We start from the raw sequence: 14,955 nt of genomic DNA, 5'->3' as shown, positions 1-14,955 counted from the left end.
AACGCGGCGCGTGGCCGGAATTCTGCTAGGATAGTGGAGCTTCTACTATTTCTTATGTACGGTGTGGTCGCGCATAGCGCGACCACACCGTACATAAACGTCGGAATTTACCTTGCTGCCGCAGGCAAAAGGAAAGCGAGAAACAATGACCGAAATTCATACGCCCGATTGGGTCAAACACGCTGTGTTCTACCAGATTTTCCCCGACCGCTTTGCAAAAAGCGATGCTGTCAGCAAGCCGCGCAATCTGGAAGCGTGGGATGCGCCGCCAACGATTGAGGGCTACAAGGGTGGCGATTTGCTTGGCGTCGTCGAACATCTCGACTATATTCAGGATCTGGGCGTCAGCGCGATCTATTTCACGCCGATCTTCCAGAGCGCCTCGAATCACCGCTACCACACCCACGACTACTACCAGGTTGATCCGCTGCTGGGCGGCAACAAAGCCTTTACGACCTTGCTCGACGAATGCCACCGGCGCGGCCTGAAGGTCGTGCTCGACGGCGTGTTCAACCACGCCAGCCGCGGCTTCTTTCAGTTCAACGATATTCTGGAAAACGGCCCGCACTCGCCCTGGATCGACTGGTTCACCGTCGAAGACTGGCCGCTTAGCCCCTACGACGGCAGCAAGCCGGCGAATTACCTGGGCTGGGTTGGCAACCGCGCGCTGCCCAAGCTCAACACCGACAACCCCGAGGTGCGCGAGTTCATTATGCAGGTGGCGGAATTCTGGATCCGCCAGGGCATCGATGGCTGGCGGCTCGATGTGCCATTCGAAATTCGCACCGAGGGCTTCTGGGCCGAGTTCCGCCAGCGCGTCAAGGCGATCAACCCCGAGGCGTATATCGTTGGCGAGATCTGGTACGACAGCCGGCCGTGGCTGCAGGGCGACCAGTTCGACGCGGTGATGAATTATCTGTTCACCGAGTCGGCGATGGCTTTTGCGGGCGGGCCGCGCGTGCTGGCCGATCAGGTCGTTGGGCGCTCGTACCACCCGATTCCCGCGCTCACCGGCACGCAGTACGCCGACAAGATCGACTGGCTGCTGGCCCTGTACCCGTGGGAAATTCAGCTCACGCAGCTCAATCTGCTCGACAGCCACGACACCGCGCGCATGATCAGTATTGTGGGCGGCGACACGGCCAGCGTGCGCCTGGCGACGCTCTTGCAGATGACCTACCCGGGCGCGCCGAGCATCTACTATGGCGACGAAATTGGCCTGCCCGGCACAAACTTCGACCCCGACACGCGGCGCGGCATGCCCTGGGAGCACCGCGACACCTGGGACATGGAGCTGTTAGCCTACCACAAGCAGCTGATTGCACTGCGCAATGCCCACCCCGCTCTGCGTACGGGCGCGTACCACCGGCTGTATGCCGACGACGCGAGCTATGCCTTCGCCCGCACCGACGATGGCGAGGCGCTGCTGGTAGCCGCCAACACCGGCGAGGAAGCGCGCGAGATCATGGTGCAAACGGGCGAGCACTTCCCCGAAGGTGCCGAGCTGGCGGCGCTCTACGGCACAGCCGGCGCGCGTGTTGAGGATGGCAAAGTTCGCATCACCGTGCCCGCGCGCGATGGGGTTGTGCTGCACGTGGCGCGGTAGGATACGTTAATCCACAGATTACACAGATTACGCAGATAGGCCAGAAGACGAAAGACGAAGGACGAAAGGCGCGTGCTTCGTCCTTCGTCTTTTGTAGCAGCGAGGCAGACGCCACCCTTCGATACGCGCTACGCGCTACTCAGGATGCCGTAGGTGATGAGGCTCTGCAACCTTTATCCCGCTTGCACTCCGCATTCTTTGCGTCTTTGCGGTGAATAATGCGGTCGTCGTTCATCCCAATCGTCAATCGTCAATCCCTAAATCTCCGCGCCCTCTGTGCCTCTGTGGTAATCTCTTCTCGGCCATTGGTCGTCGGCGCGATACTGCCCCGAACCCGACGCAATCACGCGCATCGGGCGGGCGCTGGCTGGCGTTATTGTATGTGAAACACGAATCGTCTTGCAGGAGCCAGCCATGCACGCCCGCCCCACCCCGCGCCGCCGCCCTTCCTTGCTTGCCCGCTGCCTCGCGCTCGCGCTGCTGGCGCTAAGTTTGGCCGGATGCCTGGCCGACGCGCCACCATCTGTTCCGCCAACTGCCACACCCAAACGACCAACCGCCACGCCCAAACGCCCCACCCCAACGCCAAAAACGACACCCCAGGCAGCCGCGCAGGCCGAATGGACCATTCTGGTCTACCTCGACGGCGACAACGACCTCGAGCCCGAGGCGCTGACCGACTACGCCGAAATGGCGACGGTCGGGTCGAGCGCGGCGATGAATATCATCGTTCAGTTCGACCGGATTGGTTCGGATGAAGACTGGGACGACGCCTCAAGCGGCGACTGGCGCGGCACCAAGCGCTTTCGCGTCGAGCGCAACAAGAAGCCCGCCAAAGGCAACCAGCTTGCCGACCTGGGCGAACAAAACATGGGCAGCCCGCGCACGCTGACCGATTTCATCACCTGGGGCATCACAAGCTACCCGGCGCGCCACTACGCGCTGATCTTCTGGGACCACGGCGCGTCGTGGCCGGGCGTTGCCAGCGACGACACCAGCGATGGCGATATGCTGACACTGCCCGAGCTGGCGAAGGCGCTGGGCGACGCGCGCAAGCGCACGGGCGTGCAGAAACTCGATCTGATCGGCTTTGACGCCTGCCTGATGAGCCAGATCGACGTGTTTCAGGCGGTTGCGCCTTTCGGCCAGATCGCCATTGGCAGCGCCGACCTCGAGCCGGGCGAGGGCTGGGCCTGGAACGCGTGGCTGCGCGACCTGGCCGCCAAGCCGCCGCAGGACGCCGCCGCACTCGCGCCAAGCATCATCAAGAGCTTTGCGGCCTTCTACAAAAAGGAAAAAGACCCCTCGGTGACACTGGCGGCCTTTGATCTTGCCAAAATCGGCCAGCTCTCGGGGCAGCTCGACACACTGGCGAACGCGCTGATCGCAGCTATGCCCAAATCGTACAAAGCGATTGGCAAGGCCCGCGCGCACGCCGCCGAGTACGCGTCCGGCGACGCCGATATCAGCGCGATCGACCTGGGCTACCTGGCCGATTCGCTGGCCGCCGCCAAACTCGGCCCACAGGTAACGGACGCCGCCCGCACGCTCAGCGCAACGATCCAGGGGGCGCGCATTGCCGGTGGATTTGGCGCGGATCACCCGAAATCGAGTGGGATGTCGGTGTACTTCCCGTGGAAGAAGAAAGACTACGACAGCAGCTACCTCGACGGCTCGCCGCTAACGGCTGCTACGCGATGGGATGAGTTTCTGCAGGCCTTCTACAAGGGCGGCAAAGGCAGCAGCACCCGCGCCACGCTCGCGCCGCCACAGCTCAGCCAGCCCGAGGCCGCGCCCGACGCGCCGGTCACGCTTTCCTCCGCCATCAGTGGCGACGACACCGCCGACGTGTACTACTTCGTGGGCGCGCTCGACCCGAACGACCCCGACACGGTGCAGATTCTGTCGATGGATTACCTCTACCCGCCCGGCGCTGCGCCCAGCGATACCGAGGCAAGCTGGCAGGATGGCGACCCGGTCGAGCTGCGCTGGCCTTCGACTGGCTGGTACCTCAGTAACGGAAAAAGCGTGGTGCTTGCGCCGCTCGCGCCGATCGACTACGGCACGACGACCTACAGCGTGGAAGGCAGCTATGTGAGCGCGAAAACCGGCAAGCGCACGCCCGCCAGCCTGGAGTTTGTGGTGGAAAATGGGCGCGGTGCGCTGCAGCACATCTGGGCCTTCGACAAGGGCAGCGGCGATAACCCGCGCCCGCGTGAGCTGAAGCCGCGCGCTGGCGACCGTTTCGTGCCCGATATCGAAACCTACAATGCGCAAACCGGCGACGACAGCACCGTCGAAGGTGATGCGATAGTCTTTACCAGCGCGCCACTCACCCTGTTCGAAGGCGCGGCCCCCAGCGGCGACTATGTGCTGGGCCTGATGGTGGAAGATGTGGCGGGCGAGATCAGCGACCAGTACGCCGATGTGACGGTCGAGAGCCCGCACGGCACCGCGCTGCCGCCTGCGCCCTGAGCCAGCCGACGAACGACAACAGAAAGAACTACCACAGAGACACAGAGGCACGGAGATGGTGAGGTAGAGCTTCCACAGCAGCTAAACTCAACACTCAAAATTCCTATGGCGAAGGACGAACGACCAACACGCACTTGGTCATTCGTCCTTCGTCTTTCGTCCCGATTAATGTATCTTCGCGCTCTTTGCGTTCTTTGCGGTAGAAGTTCCTAGCCTTGCGCGGCGCGGATCAGTTCGGCAATGCCGAAGGTGCCGCCACGCACGAACTCGTCGCGCGGCCGCCAGCCCGGCTCCTGCCGCAGGTACGAGTGCGAATCGCCCCACAGCAGCCCCACAAAAACCTCGGCCACAATGCGCGCCCCCACTGGCCCCAGCCGGATCGGCGTGTTGTCGTCCTCAAAAGCTTGCTGCGCCTCGGCCAGGATGTAGTACCACAGCGGCGCATTGTTGGCGAAGTTGGGCGAAATGTCGGTCAGGCGAATGTTCGAACGCTTATCTTCCTCGGTCGCCTTGCCCACGCGCAGCCGCACATCCGGCACCACCGGCATGCCCATCGCGCGCGCCACCGCCTGGCCCGACGGCAGGCTCATGCGCAGGCCGCGCCGCAGGTTGCGCTCGCCCAGGCTGGCGGGGCCTTTCGCAACCGAGGGTGGCAGGTTGCCCAGCGGGTTCACCAGCGAGGTGTCGATCTTGTAGGATGGCTGCACGCGCTCGGGGCCAAGCTCGGGCGCGCCGTTGCCCATGTCGAAGAACAGATTCCAATCGACCGCCCACGTGCTGGGGAAGGCGCGAAAACCGCCCAGGCTCAGGAATGGATTGGTGGCGAAGATTTCCTGACGGTTCGGCAGGGTTGTGTTCAGGCGGTAGATCGGGCGCACCATCGAGTGGCCGAAACGATAGGCTGCGACGCTGAATTCCACCGGGATGAACGACTCAACCTGGGGCTTGTAGAACTGCAGGCGCGGCGTAAAGGCCGGCACGCCGCCGCGCTCACCATCCAGCGTCAGCTGGGGCAGCAGGTCGAGCACCACCTGCTCGCCGGCGATGGTCGGCAGGAAGTCGTGCAGCACGACCCACTGGTAGTGGAAGCGCACCTCGCGCTGAATGCGCTCGAACGGCAAGCCCGCCATCATGTCGGCCATGCGGTTGTGGAAGCGCAGCATGGTGGCCTGCAACTGCGACACAATCACATTTTCGTCGTTGCGCGGGTCGCCCAGCAGCGCGCGCGCCGGCTCGCCCTTGTTCGGCGTGTTGCGCGGCACATCACGCGTGTCCGGGTCGGCCGGGTTGCCGGTGAGCGGGCGGCCCAGCAGCATGTGCACGCCGTCGTCGGCATACAGGTAGGGCTGGTCGTCGGGCCCGCGGCCATACACGCAGTCGAGGTCGAAGCGCGGCGTGCGGAAGTTCGTCAGGCCGTCGGGGTCGTTCTGGCGCTGCAAGCTGCTGTTCGGGTCGAAGGTCAGGTCGTGGTCGATAAACTGGCCCAGGTAGGTGTAGCCCGCGCTGATGCCCAGGTTCTCTTCATTGTCGCGCTCCTCCTCGGGTGTCGGCGCGCCCTCGGCTTTGGCATTCATCTTCTGGGCCAGCAGCACCAGCTCATCTTCGGTGTGAAAGGCAGCCGGCAGCGTGCGGAACATGCGGCCAAAGCGCCCTTCAAACTGCGACGACTGGCGCGACAGGTTTTCGCCGCGCACGCCCGTGCCATGCGCCCGCCGCGGTGCCGAAGCAAAGTGCGAGCCAGCCTGCGCCGGGGTGTCGGTTGGCGTGGTGGTAGGCGTGGTTGGCCCGCCATTCGCGTTGGCGTCGGGGCTGGGGTCGGCGTCGGGCAGGCCGTCGATGATTTCCTCGCGTTCCACAGTGGTCATAGCTCAATCCTTTCGTCTCGCAGCCGCCCTCGCAATCTTTGTTTGCGGCTGCCTTCAATTCGCCGCCCACGCACATCAATCGCACACTCTGCGCGGGCGGAGAGCATCACAACGGCGCAAAAACGCTATATCGTTAGGCGGAATGATGAAACTGCTATTGCGTGCTTCTATTCAACTGAACGGGGAGGGCGGCGGCTTTAGGGCAATTCGCGCCATGCAATCTCTACTAGTTCGCATCGTATAGCCAGCCCTGGGCTATAATGAGCGCATACAGACGCGTAAAGGAGAAGATTTATGCGCGTAGGAATTCTGGGGGCTGGCGCAATGGCGCGCACCCATGCGGCGGCGCTGGCGCGCATCGCCGGGGCCGAGCTGGCCGGCTTTGGCGTGCGCGCGCCCACGGCAGCAGCAATCGCGCTTGGCGAAACATACGGCGTGCCGGTGCTGGCGGCGAACGGGCTGCTGGCGCGGGCCGATATTGATGCCGTGGTGATCGCCACGCCAACCGACAGCCATCTCGATCTGGCGCGCGCGGCTGCGCAGGCGGGCAAGCACATTTTTTGCGAGAAGCCGCTGGCCCGCACCCTGGCCGATGGCGCGGCGCTGATTGAGCTGTGCGAGCGGGCGGGCGTCCAGCTCGCCGTTGGGCAGGTGCTGCGCTATTTCGGGGCCTATTTCGTCGGCCATTTCGTTGCGCAGAGCGGCGAGCTTGGCGTGCTGAAGCGGTTGGAAGCGACTCGCGGCGGTCCCTTCCCCACCGTGGCGAGCGGCTGGTACGCCGACATGGCGCGCAGTGGTGGGGTCGCGCTCGACCTGATGATCCACGATTTCGACTGGGCGCGCTGGCTGTTTGGGCCAATTGCGGAAATCAGCGCGCACAGCCCGGTGCCGCATCGCGTGGTAGCCGAAGTGCGCTTTACGAGCGGCGCGGACGGCCAGATCACTGGCAGCTGGGCCGAGACCACGCCCTTCCACACAACATTCGTGCTGCATGGCAGCGACGGCACGATCACGCACGATAGCTGGCAGGACGCGCCGCCGCCCGAGGCCACTGCCGGCGTGGCGGTGCCGGCCAGCGCGGGCGACGACGACCCCTACACGCTGCAAATGCGCGATGCGATCGGCTGGTTTGCGGGCGGGCCGGCACCACGCGCCAGCGCCAGCGACGCCTTTGAGGCGCTGCGCGCCAGCCTGGCCGCGCTGGAGAGTTTGCGGGTGGGGCGGGCAGTAGAACTTCTTTGAAACCCCACGCCCGCGTCATTCAGCATAGCCGCGTGTGCAACGGTTCGTGCAGGTGACCTCCACGTCGCCACGTAAGTCCGCCTGACTTCTGAATCCTGACTACTGGATACTCATGTTCAACGACCCAATCAAACTCTTTCGCCTGATCCCGCTGATCTTTGTGCTGGTTGGCCTGGGCTTGCTGGCCGGCGCGGTTTATAATTACCGCTCGACGCAGGAATTTCTGCGCAGTGCGCGCACCGCCACCGGCGAGGTGATTGGCTACACGCGCCGCACCAACAGCGAGGGCGAAATCTCCTACTTTCCCGTCATCGAGTTTACGCCCGCCGGTGCCGAGGAGCCGATTGAGTTCACATCCAGCACGGGTGGCGCGCGCAGCTACGCCATCGGCGCGCGTGTGCCATTGCGCTACGACCCCGCGCTGCCATTTCACGCCGCAATCGATTCGTCAACTGACCTGTGGCTGGCGGCGGGGGTGCTGGGCGGGCTGGGCATGCTCTTCACCATTATTGGCGGCGTGATATTCTGGCTGTTCCGTCCCGGCGGCGCGTTCGATTCCACGCATGGCTACACAAACAGTGCATAGCGGTCGGGTCATCCACAGATGACACAGATTGCTTGTTCGCGTAAGAAAGCCGAATCTGTAAATCACCTCATTCGCCTCACAGCGCGCCGCCAGTCGCGCCAAAGAACGGTGTATACTACTGCCTGAGTATTTCCGTTTCAAACCTTCCGCCGCCAACTCTTGAATCTTAGCACTCTGGAAAATACATTCTTTCATACAACGGGCAAGCTTCCAGGAAGCTCATCTGGTTATCAGGTTGAAGCAAAACTGGCTTGAGCTTCCTGGAAGCTGAGTACAAGGAAATGTATTTTCCAAAGTACTTCGTGATTTGGTAATTCTCGGTTTTGCATTGAACAGGCAGGAACCACGCCGTGTCGATCGAGCCAGTGGCGCGCTACGAAACATCCGGCGGCGCGCGGATCTACCGTATTGCCGCGCAGGTTTTCCCCATGCTCACGGGGAATGTCTATCTCGTGCTGGAAGGCGACTACGCCGCGCTGATCGACACCGGCAGCGGCCTGGGCGACAGCACCTTGCACGTGCGCCAGGGTTTCGAGCAGGTGCGCGCCAGCTGGGGCGAGCGCGCCGATTGGCGCAGCCTGACGCGCATTGTGATCACGCACGCGCACGTTGACCACTACGGCGGGCTGGGCGCGCTGCGCGAGCTGACCGACGCGCCCGTGGCCGTGCACGAGCTCGACCGGCGTGTGCTGACCAACCACGAAGAGCGGCGCATCCTGTCCAGCCGCGCCGTTTCCGCCTTTCTCTGGCGCGCGGGCGTTTCCGAAACCGGCCACGGGAGCCTGATGGCGATGCACGGCTGGAGCAAGGGCTTGTTCCGCTCGGTCGAGGTCGCCACCGTGCTGCACGACGGCGACACGCTCGACGGGCGCATGCGTGTGTTCCACGCGCCCGGCCACTGCCCCGGCCAGGTCTGCTTGCAGATCGACGATGTGCTGCTGAGCGCCGACCATGTGCTGCCGCATACCACGCCGCACATGGCCCCCGAAAGCATCACGCCTTCGACCGGGCTGGGCCACTATCTGGCTGCGCTGCGCGCAATTGCGGCTGTGTCGGGCGTGCGCCTGACGCTGGGCGGCCACGAAGGCCCCATCCACGATCTGCCCGCCCGCATTGCAGAAATCGAAGCCTCGCACCAGCGCAAGCTCGCGCGCGTGCACGAGGCCTGCGCCACGCCGCACACCATCTCCGAGCTTTCCAAACAGCTTTACCCGAACGTCGGCAGCTACAACATTCTGCTGGCGCTGGAAGAAATCGGCGCGCATGTCGAATACCTCGACCAGCGCGGCGAGCTGGCCGTGGCCAACCTGGCCGAGGTCGCCGCCGACGAGCGGGTTGCGCCGCGCTACTGCCACCTGTGAGTGGCGCGGAATTTGCTGAGTTTCACCTGTCTTGAATTGCAAAAGGGGCCGTGATGTCTGTTGAACCTTTGGTGACGGCGGAATGGTTAAACGCGCGCCGGGGCGACCCGAACGTGCTTCCAGTCGATGTGCGCTGGTATCTGACGGAACCCGGGCGCGGGCGGGCGGATTATGATGCGGGCCACGTCGCTGGCGCGCCATTTATGGACTTAGATGCCGACCTGGCCGCGCCGCGCGGGCAGGGGCCGGGCCGCCACCCGCTGCCCACGCCCGAGCAGTTCGCGGCGGCCGCCGGCCGCGCTGGCATCGGCCCCGACACGCATGTTGTCGCCTATGACTCCAGCGGTGGCGCATATGCCGCCCGGCTGTGGTGGCTGCTGCGCTATTTCGGCCACGAGCAGGTATCGCTGCTGGATGGCGGCTGGGCGGCCTGGCAGGCGGCCGGCTTCCCCACCGAAACAGCAGCGCCCGCAGTCGCGCCACGCGAATTCGTGGCAGTGCCGCACTTTGGCCGCGTCGTCGATGCTGAGCAGGTCGAACGGCTGCGGCGCGACCCACGCGCCCTCGTGCTCGACGCGCGCGCGACCGAGCGCTACGAAGGGCAAGTCGAGCCAATCGACCCGCAGGCCGGCCACATCCCCGGCGCGCGCTCGGCGCCCTTTGCCGGCAATCTCAGCGCCGACGGCACATTCAAAAGCGCCGACGAACTGCGCGACCGCTACCTCGCGCTTGGCGCCGACGCCGCCGACCCGATTGTGTGCTACTGCGGCTCGGGCGTCACCGCCGCGCACGACATTTTCGCGCTGCACCTGGCCGGCCGCACCGACGCGCTGCTTTACGAAGGCTCGTGGAGCGACTGGTCGAGCGATCCCACGCGCCCGGTGGCGACCGGCCCGGGCGAGGCGTAGTAGGGCCGACACGCAGGTCGGCCCTGACAGCTAAACCCCTAATTTCTCACCTGTCCTGGCCGACCCGTGCTCTTTGCGTCCTCTGCGGTGAATAATTACGTCGCCTTTTGTCGCCACCTGCAACCTGCAACTCCCAAACCTTCGCGCTCTTCGCGTCCTCTGCGGTGAAAAATTACGTTGCCTTTTGTCGCCACCTGCAACCTGCAAACCTGCAAACCTGCAACGCTCAAACCTTCGCGCTCTTTGCGCTCTTTGCGGTGAATAATTACGTCGACGGGTTGCAGGCTGAAGCCCCCAAAACCCCAGACCCTAAACCCTTGCGCGGTCGTCGCCCGTGCTATACTGCCCCTAGCGGCGGGACGTGCCCCGCCACTTTTCCACCGCTGGAACGCGCCATGCCCGGCCTGACCTTCATCGCTCCATCGCTGCTCTGGCTGCTGCTTGTGCTGGCCCCGCTGTGGGCGCTGACGCTGGCCGCGCCGCGCCGCCTGTCGCGCCCGCGCTTCTGGGCCAGCCTGCTGCTGCGCACGGTCGCCATCGCCAGCGTCGTGCTTGGCCTGGCCGGCGCGCAGCTCACGCAGCCAGTCGGCAGCACCACCACGATCTTCCTGCTCGACGGCTCGGACTCGGTGTCGCTCTCGCAGCGCGCCCGCGCCGAGGCATTTGTGCACGACGCGCTTGCCGCCATGCCTAATGACGACCGTGCCGGCCTGGTGGTGTTCGGCCAGCGCGCCCTGGTCGAGCGCCCGCCCGCCGCCGAGCGCGCGCTTGGGCAGGTTGCCGTGCAGCCAGGCGGCAGCGCCACCGACATCGAGCAGGCGCTGCGCCTGAGCCTCGCACTGCTTCCCAGCGAAGGCCACGCCCGGCTGGTGCTGCTGTCCGACGGCGGCGCGAACGGCGGCGATGCCGAGGCGGCCGCGCAGCTTGCTGCCGCGCGCGGCGTGCCAATCGACATCCTGCCCCTCAGCGGCCTGGCCGACGGCCCCGACGCGCAGGTCAGCGGCATCGATCTGCCCGCAGCGGCGCGCACCGGCCAGCAGTTGCGCATGACCATCCACCTCGACAGCAACACCGCCACAGGCGGCCAGCTCACCGTCAGCGGGCCGGGCGGCGCAACCCTCGCCAGCCAGGCCGTGCAGCTCCCCGGCGGCGAGCAGGAGTTCACGCTCACGCTGCCGGCCGGCCAGCCCGGCTTCAACCGCTACGTGGTGCGACTAGAAGCGCCCGGCGATGCGCGGCCCGAGAACAACGCCGCCGAAGCCTACAGCGCCATCAGCGGGCCGCCGCGCGTGCTGCTGCTGGCCGGCCAGCCCGGCGAGGCCGACGCCCTGGCGGCAGCACTGCGCGCCGCCCAGCTCGAACCCACCGTTGCCGCGCCCGCCGACGCGCCCGCCAGCCTGGCCGCGCTGAGCACCTACGACGCCGTGGCGCTGGTGAATGTGTCGCAGCGCGCTCTGCCGCGCCAAACCCAGGCGCTGCTCTCGGCCTATGTGCACGACCTCGGGCGCGGCCTGCTGATGGTTGGCGGCGACCAATCGTTTGGCGCGGGCGGCTGGCGCAACACGCCAATCGAGGCCGCCCTGCCAGTGAGCATGGACATCCCCTCGCAGGTGCAGCTGCCGCCGGTCGGCATCGTCATTCTGATCGACGTGTCGGGCAGCATGGGCGCGGACGAAAATGGCCGCACCAAAATCTCGCTCGCGGCCGAGGGCGCGCAACGGATTGCCTCGCTGCTGCGCGACGACGACGAGCTGACCGTGGTGATGTTCGATTCTGCCGCGCAGCAGGTGATTGGCCCGCTGCCCGGCCGCCGCCGCGACGAAGCAATCGACGCGCTCAGTCGCGCCAGTGCTGGCGGCGGCGGCATCAATATGTTTGACGGGCTCACCAAGGCCGCGCAATACATCCGCCAGAGCGAGCTGCCCGTGCGCCACATCATCACCATCACCGACGGCGGCGACTCGGTGCAGCAGGAAGGCGCGCGCGAGCTGGTGGCCCAACTGCACAATGAAAAGGTCACGCTCACGTCCATCGCGGTCGGCAATGGCAGCGATGTACCCTTCCTGCAAGATATTGCGCGCATCGGCGGCGGGCGCACCTTTCTGACCGACCAGGCCGCCAACCTGCCGACCCTGCTGGTCGATGAAGCGCAAGCCGTGATTCAGCCATATATTGTGGAAGAACGCTTTGCCCCTGCCAGCGCCGCGCCGCACCCGATCCTGCGCGGCATCGAGCAAACCCCGCCGCTGAATGGGTACGTTATTACGTCGCCACGCCAGAGCGCGCAGGTGCTGCTGGCTACCCCGCGTGGCGACCCGCTGCTGGCTTCCTGGCAGTATGGCCTGGGCCGCGCTCTGGCGTGGACCAGCGATCTCAAGGGCCAGTGGGCCGCCGACTGGGTAGGCTGGCAGGGCTTCCCGCGCTTCGCCGCGCAGCTCGTCGGCTGGCTGCTGCCCAATCAGTCCAGCCAAAACCTGAGCCTGGAAACCAGCTTGGAAGGTGCCAGCCTGGTGCTGCGCGCGCGCGCCACCGATGCGCTCGGCCAGCCACAAACCGGGCTCACGCTCAGTGGCCGCCTGCTCGCCACCGACGCCATCAGCACCGCCCTCACGCTGCGCGAAACCGGTCCGGGCGAATATCGCACTGTGGTGCGCGGCGCACCACCCGGCGCATACCTCCTGCAGCTCGTCGCGCTTGACGCGCAGGGCCAGCCTGCCGGCGCGCTGACTGCCGGGGCGGTCGTTCCGCAAAGCGCCGAATATCGCAGCCGTGGCGCAAACCCGGCCCTGCTCGACGCGCTGGCGCGCGCCACTGGCGGCCGCAGCGGCATCAGCCCCGCCCAGGCCTTCGACGCCAACGCCAGCAGCGCGGGCGCGGTGCGCGAAATCGGCCTGCCGCTCTTGTGGCTGGCGCTGCTGCTTCTGCCCTTCGACATCGCGCTGCGCCGCCTGCTGTTCACGCCGGGCCAGCAGGCCGCGCTGCTGCGTCGCTTTGGGCTTGGGCGCTTTGCCCGCGCCACGCCATCGCTCAGCTCGGCCAGCCCGCCCGCCGAGCCGCAAGCCCCGCCAGCGCTACAGGGCCCCACTCCGGCCAGGCCCAAACGCGAAAAGCCCGCGCCGCAATCTGCGCGCGCCACCGAGCTGGAAAGGCTTCGTGAAGCGCAGGATCGCGCACGGCGGCGCGCGCGCGGCGAAGAATAAGCTTGCGAAAACCGAACATTTATGCTATAATGCTCGCAACGTCCTTCCCCAGCGTCGCTGCGGGCTGGAGCGACCGAAGAACACGAGACGAGACGCAAAGCAAGAGTACAAGCCCGGTCGAGCGCAGCCAGCCTATGCCGCCGGGCCAGGAGGACACAGCATGGCAACCCCACGCAAGAACGACGACCGCACCGTCGCGCGCACCTACCGCGCCGCCATCCGCATCGGCGAAGATTTCATCACCCTGGAAGAAACGATTGCCCTGCCCATCGACGCCTCGGAGGAAGAGGTGCAGCAGGCGGTTGATCTCGGCTGGAAAATCTTCCGCGCCCAGCGCGAAGCCGCCGACTCGCAGATCGCCGACATTCGCGCTAATGTCGCTGCGCCCGCGCCCATCACCGTGCGCGACCCCGATTCGCCCGCCAGCGACAAGCAGCGCAACTATATTGCCACCCTGCAAGAGCAGATGAACTGGGGCAGCGAGCAGCTGGCAACTTATGCCGGCGAGCAGTCGGTTGATCTGGTGACCATGACCAAAGGCCAGGCCAGCGTGTTCATCGACGGCCTGAAGAAGCTTTCGGAAGAGCGCACCAGCTACACTGCCAATGGTCGCGCCGCCGCGCCGGCAGCCCCGCGCGCCGAAGCGCCCGGCCGCCCGGCCGAGCCCGCGCGCCCTGCCGACGCCACGCCCGTGAACGAGAAGCAGATCCACGCCATGGAGCGGCTGGCCCAGCAGCAGGGGCTCGACCTCGACATGGAAGCGCGCCGCCGCTTTGGCGTTGTGGCGCACGGCCTGACCTACGAGCAGGCTTCCGCGCTGCTGCGCGAATTGCAGCGCCCGGCTGGCCGCCGCGCCACCGAATCCGCGCTCTAGAAACATCACCCGCAAAAACAAAAGCCCGCCGCCCGGACGAACCATCCGGGCGGCGGGCTTGTTTTCGGCCTACTTAATCACAATCGACGACTGCGACACCCAGCCCTCCACGTCGCCCGCGCGAATGTGCAGGCGGCCATGGTCGACTTCAAAGGCTAGCACTGGCGTGTTCTTCAGCAGCGTCTTGATCGGGTTATCGCTGACTGACGTTTCAAAGACCTGCGTGCGGCTCGAGCCAACCACGCCATTGCGCGGCTGCGGCGTCGCCGTCGGCACAGCGGTGGCGGTAGGCGCAGTGGTTGGGATTGGCGTATACGTCGCCTGCGCCGTCAGGGTCGGCAGCGCAGTGGCCGTCGCCTGCGGGGCGTTTGGCAGCGCGTTGATCGTGGTGCGCGCGCTGGCCAGCTTGTCAATCGCCTCGCGCAGCGTCGAGCCGACATCTTTCTGCGCCATCAGGTCGCGGTAGCCGCTGATCGACATCTTCATGGCGTCGATGCTCGCGGCGTGTGCAGCCTGCGCGCACTGGGGCGGCTGCACCTGCCCAAGGTCGTCGGCAATCTTTTGCAGCGTGCCAATCGGGCCATCGAGGTCGGCTGGCTTGACCTGGCCGGCCTGAATCAATGCTGTGCCCCAGCGATCAATCACATTGGTGTAGTTTGTCTGGTATGCGCGCAGGGCTGCCGGCGCGCACGGCCCGGTATCGGCCGTCGGCTCGCTCGCCGGAGCATTTGTTGGCACAGCACCCGTGTCGGGCGCACCGCACGCAGTCAACAGCATGATCATCAAAACAAACAAAAACCGTCGCATTGATTTCCCCCTTTTTCTTTTGTGACAAAAT

Annotated in this window: 10 protein-coding genes; 8 read left to right on the top strand and 2 right to left on the bottom strand. The window is 65.6% G+C overall.

Annotation, left to right across the window (positions count from 1 at the left end; translation table 11 throughout):
* The first annotated feature begins 145 nt into the window (after window positions 1-145).
* On the top strand, window positions 146-1,606 hold the full coding sequence (locus M1P90_RS31455; protein ID WP_483699718.1) for a glycoside hydrolase family 13 protein: 1,461 nt from the start codon (window positions 146-148) through the stop codon (window positions 1,604-1,606).
* A gap of 414 nt (window positions 1,607-2,020) precedes the next feature.
* Window positions 2,021-4,081, top strand: coding sequence for a clostripain-related cysteine peptidase (locus M1P90_RS31450; protein ID WP_483699717.1), 2,061 nt, complete (start codon window positions 2,021-2,023; stop codon window positions 4,079-4,081).
* A 209-nt stretch (window positions 4,082-4,290) separates the two neighbouring features.
* Here M1P90_RS31450 and M1P90_RS31445 read toward each other — a convergent pair whose 3' ends face one another.
* On the bottom strand, window positions 4,291-5,946 hold the full coding sequence (locus M1P90_RS31445; protein WP_483699715.1) for a peroxidase family protein: 1,656 nt from the start codon (window positions 5,944-5,946) through the stop codon (window positions 4,291-4,293).
* A gap of 294 nt (window positions 5,947-6,240) precedes the next feature.
* Between M1P90_RS31445 and M1P90_RS31440 the strand changes: the two genes are divergently transcribed.
* From M1P90_RS31440 to M1P90_RS31415, 6 genes are all read left to right on the top strand, one after another.
* Window positions 6,241-7,188: a Gfo/Idh/MocA family protein gene (locus tag M1P90_RS31440; protein WP_483699714.1), complete on the top strand. Its 948-nt coding sequence runs from the start codon at window positions 6,241-6,243 to the stop codon at window positions 7,186-7,188.
* Window positions 7,189-7,300: 112 nt separating this feature from the next.
* On the top strand, window positions 7,301-7,774 hold the full coding sequence (locus tag M1P90_RS31435) for a DUF3592 domain-containing protein (protein ID WP_483699712.1): 474 nt from the start codon (window positions 7,301-7,303) through the stop codon (window positions 7,772-7,774).
* A gap of 350 nt (window positions 7,775-8,124) precedes the next feature.
* Entirely contained in the window at window positions 8,125-9,135 is a 1,011-nt protein-coding gene (locus tag M1P90_RS31430; protein WP_483699710.1) for an MBL fold metallo-hydrolase, read from the top strand.
* A 53-nt stretch (window positions 9,136-9,188) separates the two neighbouring features.
* Window positions 9,189-10,043 carry a sulfurtransferase gene (locus tag M1P90_RS31425; protein ID WP_483699709.1) on the top strand — a complete coding sequence of 285 codons (855 nt, stop codon included), beginning with the start codon at window positions 9,189-9,191 and terminating at the stop codon, window positions 10,041-10,043.
* A gap of 395 nt (window positions 10,044-10,438) precedes the next feature.
* Window positions 10,439-13,243 (top strand): VWA domain-containing protein, encoded by a 2,805-nt coding sequence (locus M1P90_RS31420; RefSeq protein WP_483699708.1) that lies wholly within the window; start codon window positions 10,439-10,441, stop codon window positions 13,241-13,243.
* Window positions 13,244-13,403: 160 nt separating this feature from the next.
* Window positions 13,404-14,117, top strand: coding sequence for a hypothetical protein (locus M1P90_RS31415; protein ID WP_483699707.1), 714 nt, complete (start codon window positions 13,404-13,406; stop codon window positions 14,115-14,117).
* A gap of 69 nt (window positions 14,118-14,186) precedes the next feature.
* On the opposite strand, the gene M1P90_RS31410 is transcribed toward M1P90_RS31415, so the two are convergent.
* Window positions 14,187-14,924 (bottom strand): hypothetical protein, encoded by a 738-nt coding sequence (locus M1P90_RS31410; protein ID WP_483699706.1) that lies wholly within the window; start codon window positions 14,922-14,924, stop codon window positions 14,187-14,189.
* Window positions 14,925-14,955: the final 31 nt, after the last annotated feature.

This window comes from Kouleothrix sp. 19917 (assembly GCF_057073505.1).
This window is presented reverse-complemented; position numbering and strand designations above follow the sequence as displayed.

Excerpts from the sequence above, each read along its gene's own strand:
- M1P90_RS31450 (WP_483699717.1), top strand. The coding sequence starts at position 2,021 with ATGCACGCCCGCCCCACCCCGCGCCGCCGCCCTTCCTTGCTTGCCCGC.
- M1P90_RS31425 (WP_483699709.1), top strand. The coding sequence starts at position 9,189 with ATGTCTGTTGAACCTTTGGTGACGGCGGAATGGTTAAACGCGCGCCGG.
- M1P90_RS31455 (WP_483699718.1), top strand. The coding sequence starts at position 146 with ATGACCGAAATTCATACGCCCGATTGGGTCAAACACGCTGTGTTCTAC.
- M1P90_RS31420 (WP_483699708.1), top strand. The coding sequence starts at position 10,439 with ATGCCCGGCCTGACCTTCATCGCTCCATCGCTGCTCTGGCTGCTGCTT.
- M1P90_RS31415 (WP_483699707.1), top strand. The coding sequence starts at position 13,404 with ATGGCAACCCCACGCAAGAACGACGACCGCACCGTCGCGCGCACCTAC.
- M1P90_RS31440 (WP_483699714.1), top strand. The coding sequence starts at position 6,241 with ATGCGCGTAGGAATTCTGGGGGCTGGCGCAATGGCGCGCACCCATGCG.
- M1P90_RS31410 (WP_483699706.1), bottom strand. The coding sequence starts at position 14,924 with ATGCGACGGTTTTTGTTTGTTTTGATGATCATGCTGTTGACTGCGTGC.
- M1P90_RS31435 (WP_483699712.1), top strand. The coding sequence starts at position 7,301 with ATGTTCAACGACCCAATCAAACTCTTTCGCCTGATCCCGCTGATCTTT.
- M1P90_RS31445 (WP_483699715.1), bottom strand. The coding sequence starts at position 5,946 with ATGACCACTGTGGAACGCGAGGAAATCATCGACGGCCTGCCCGACGCC.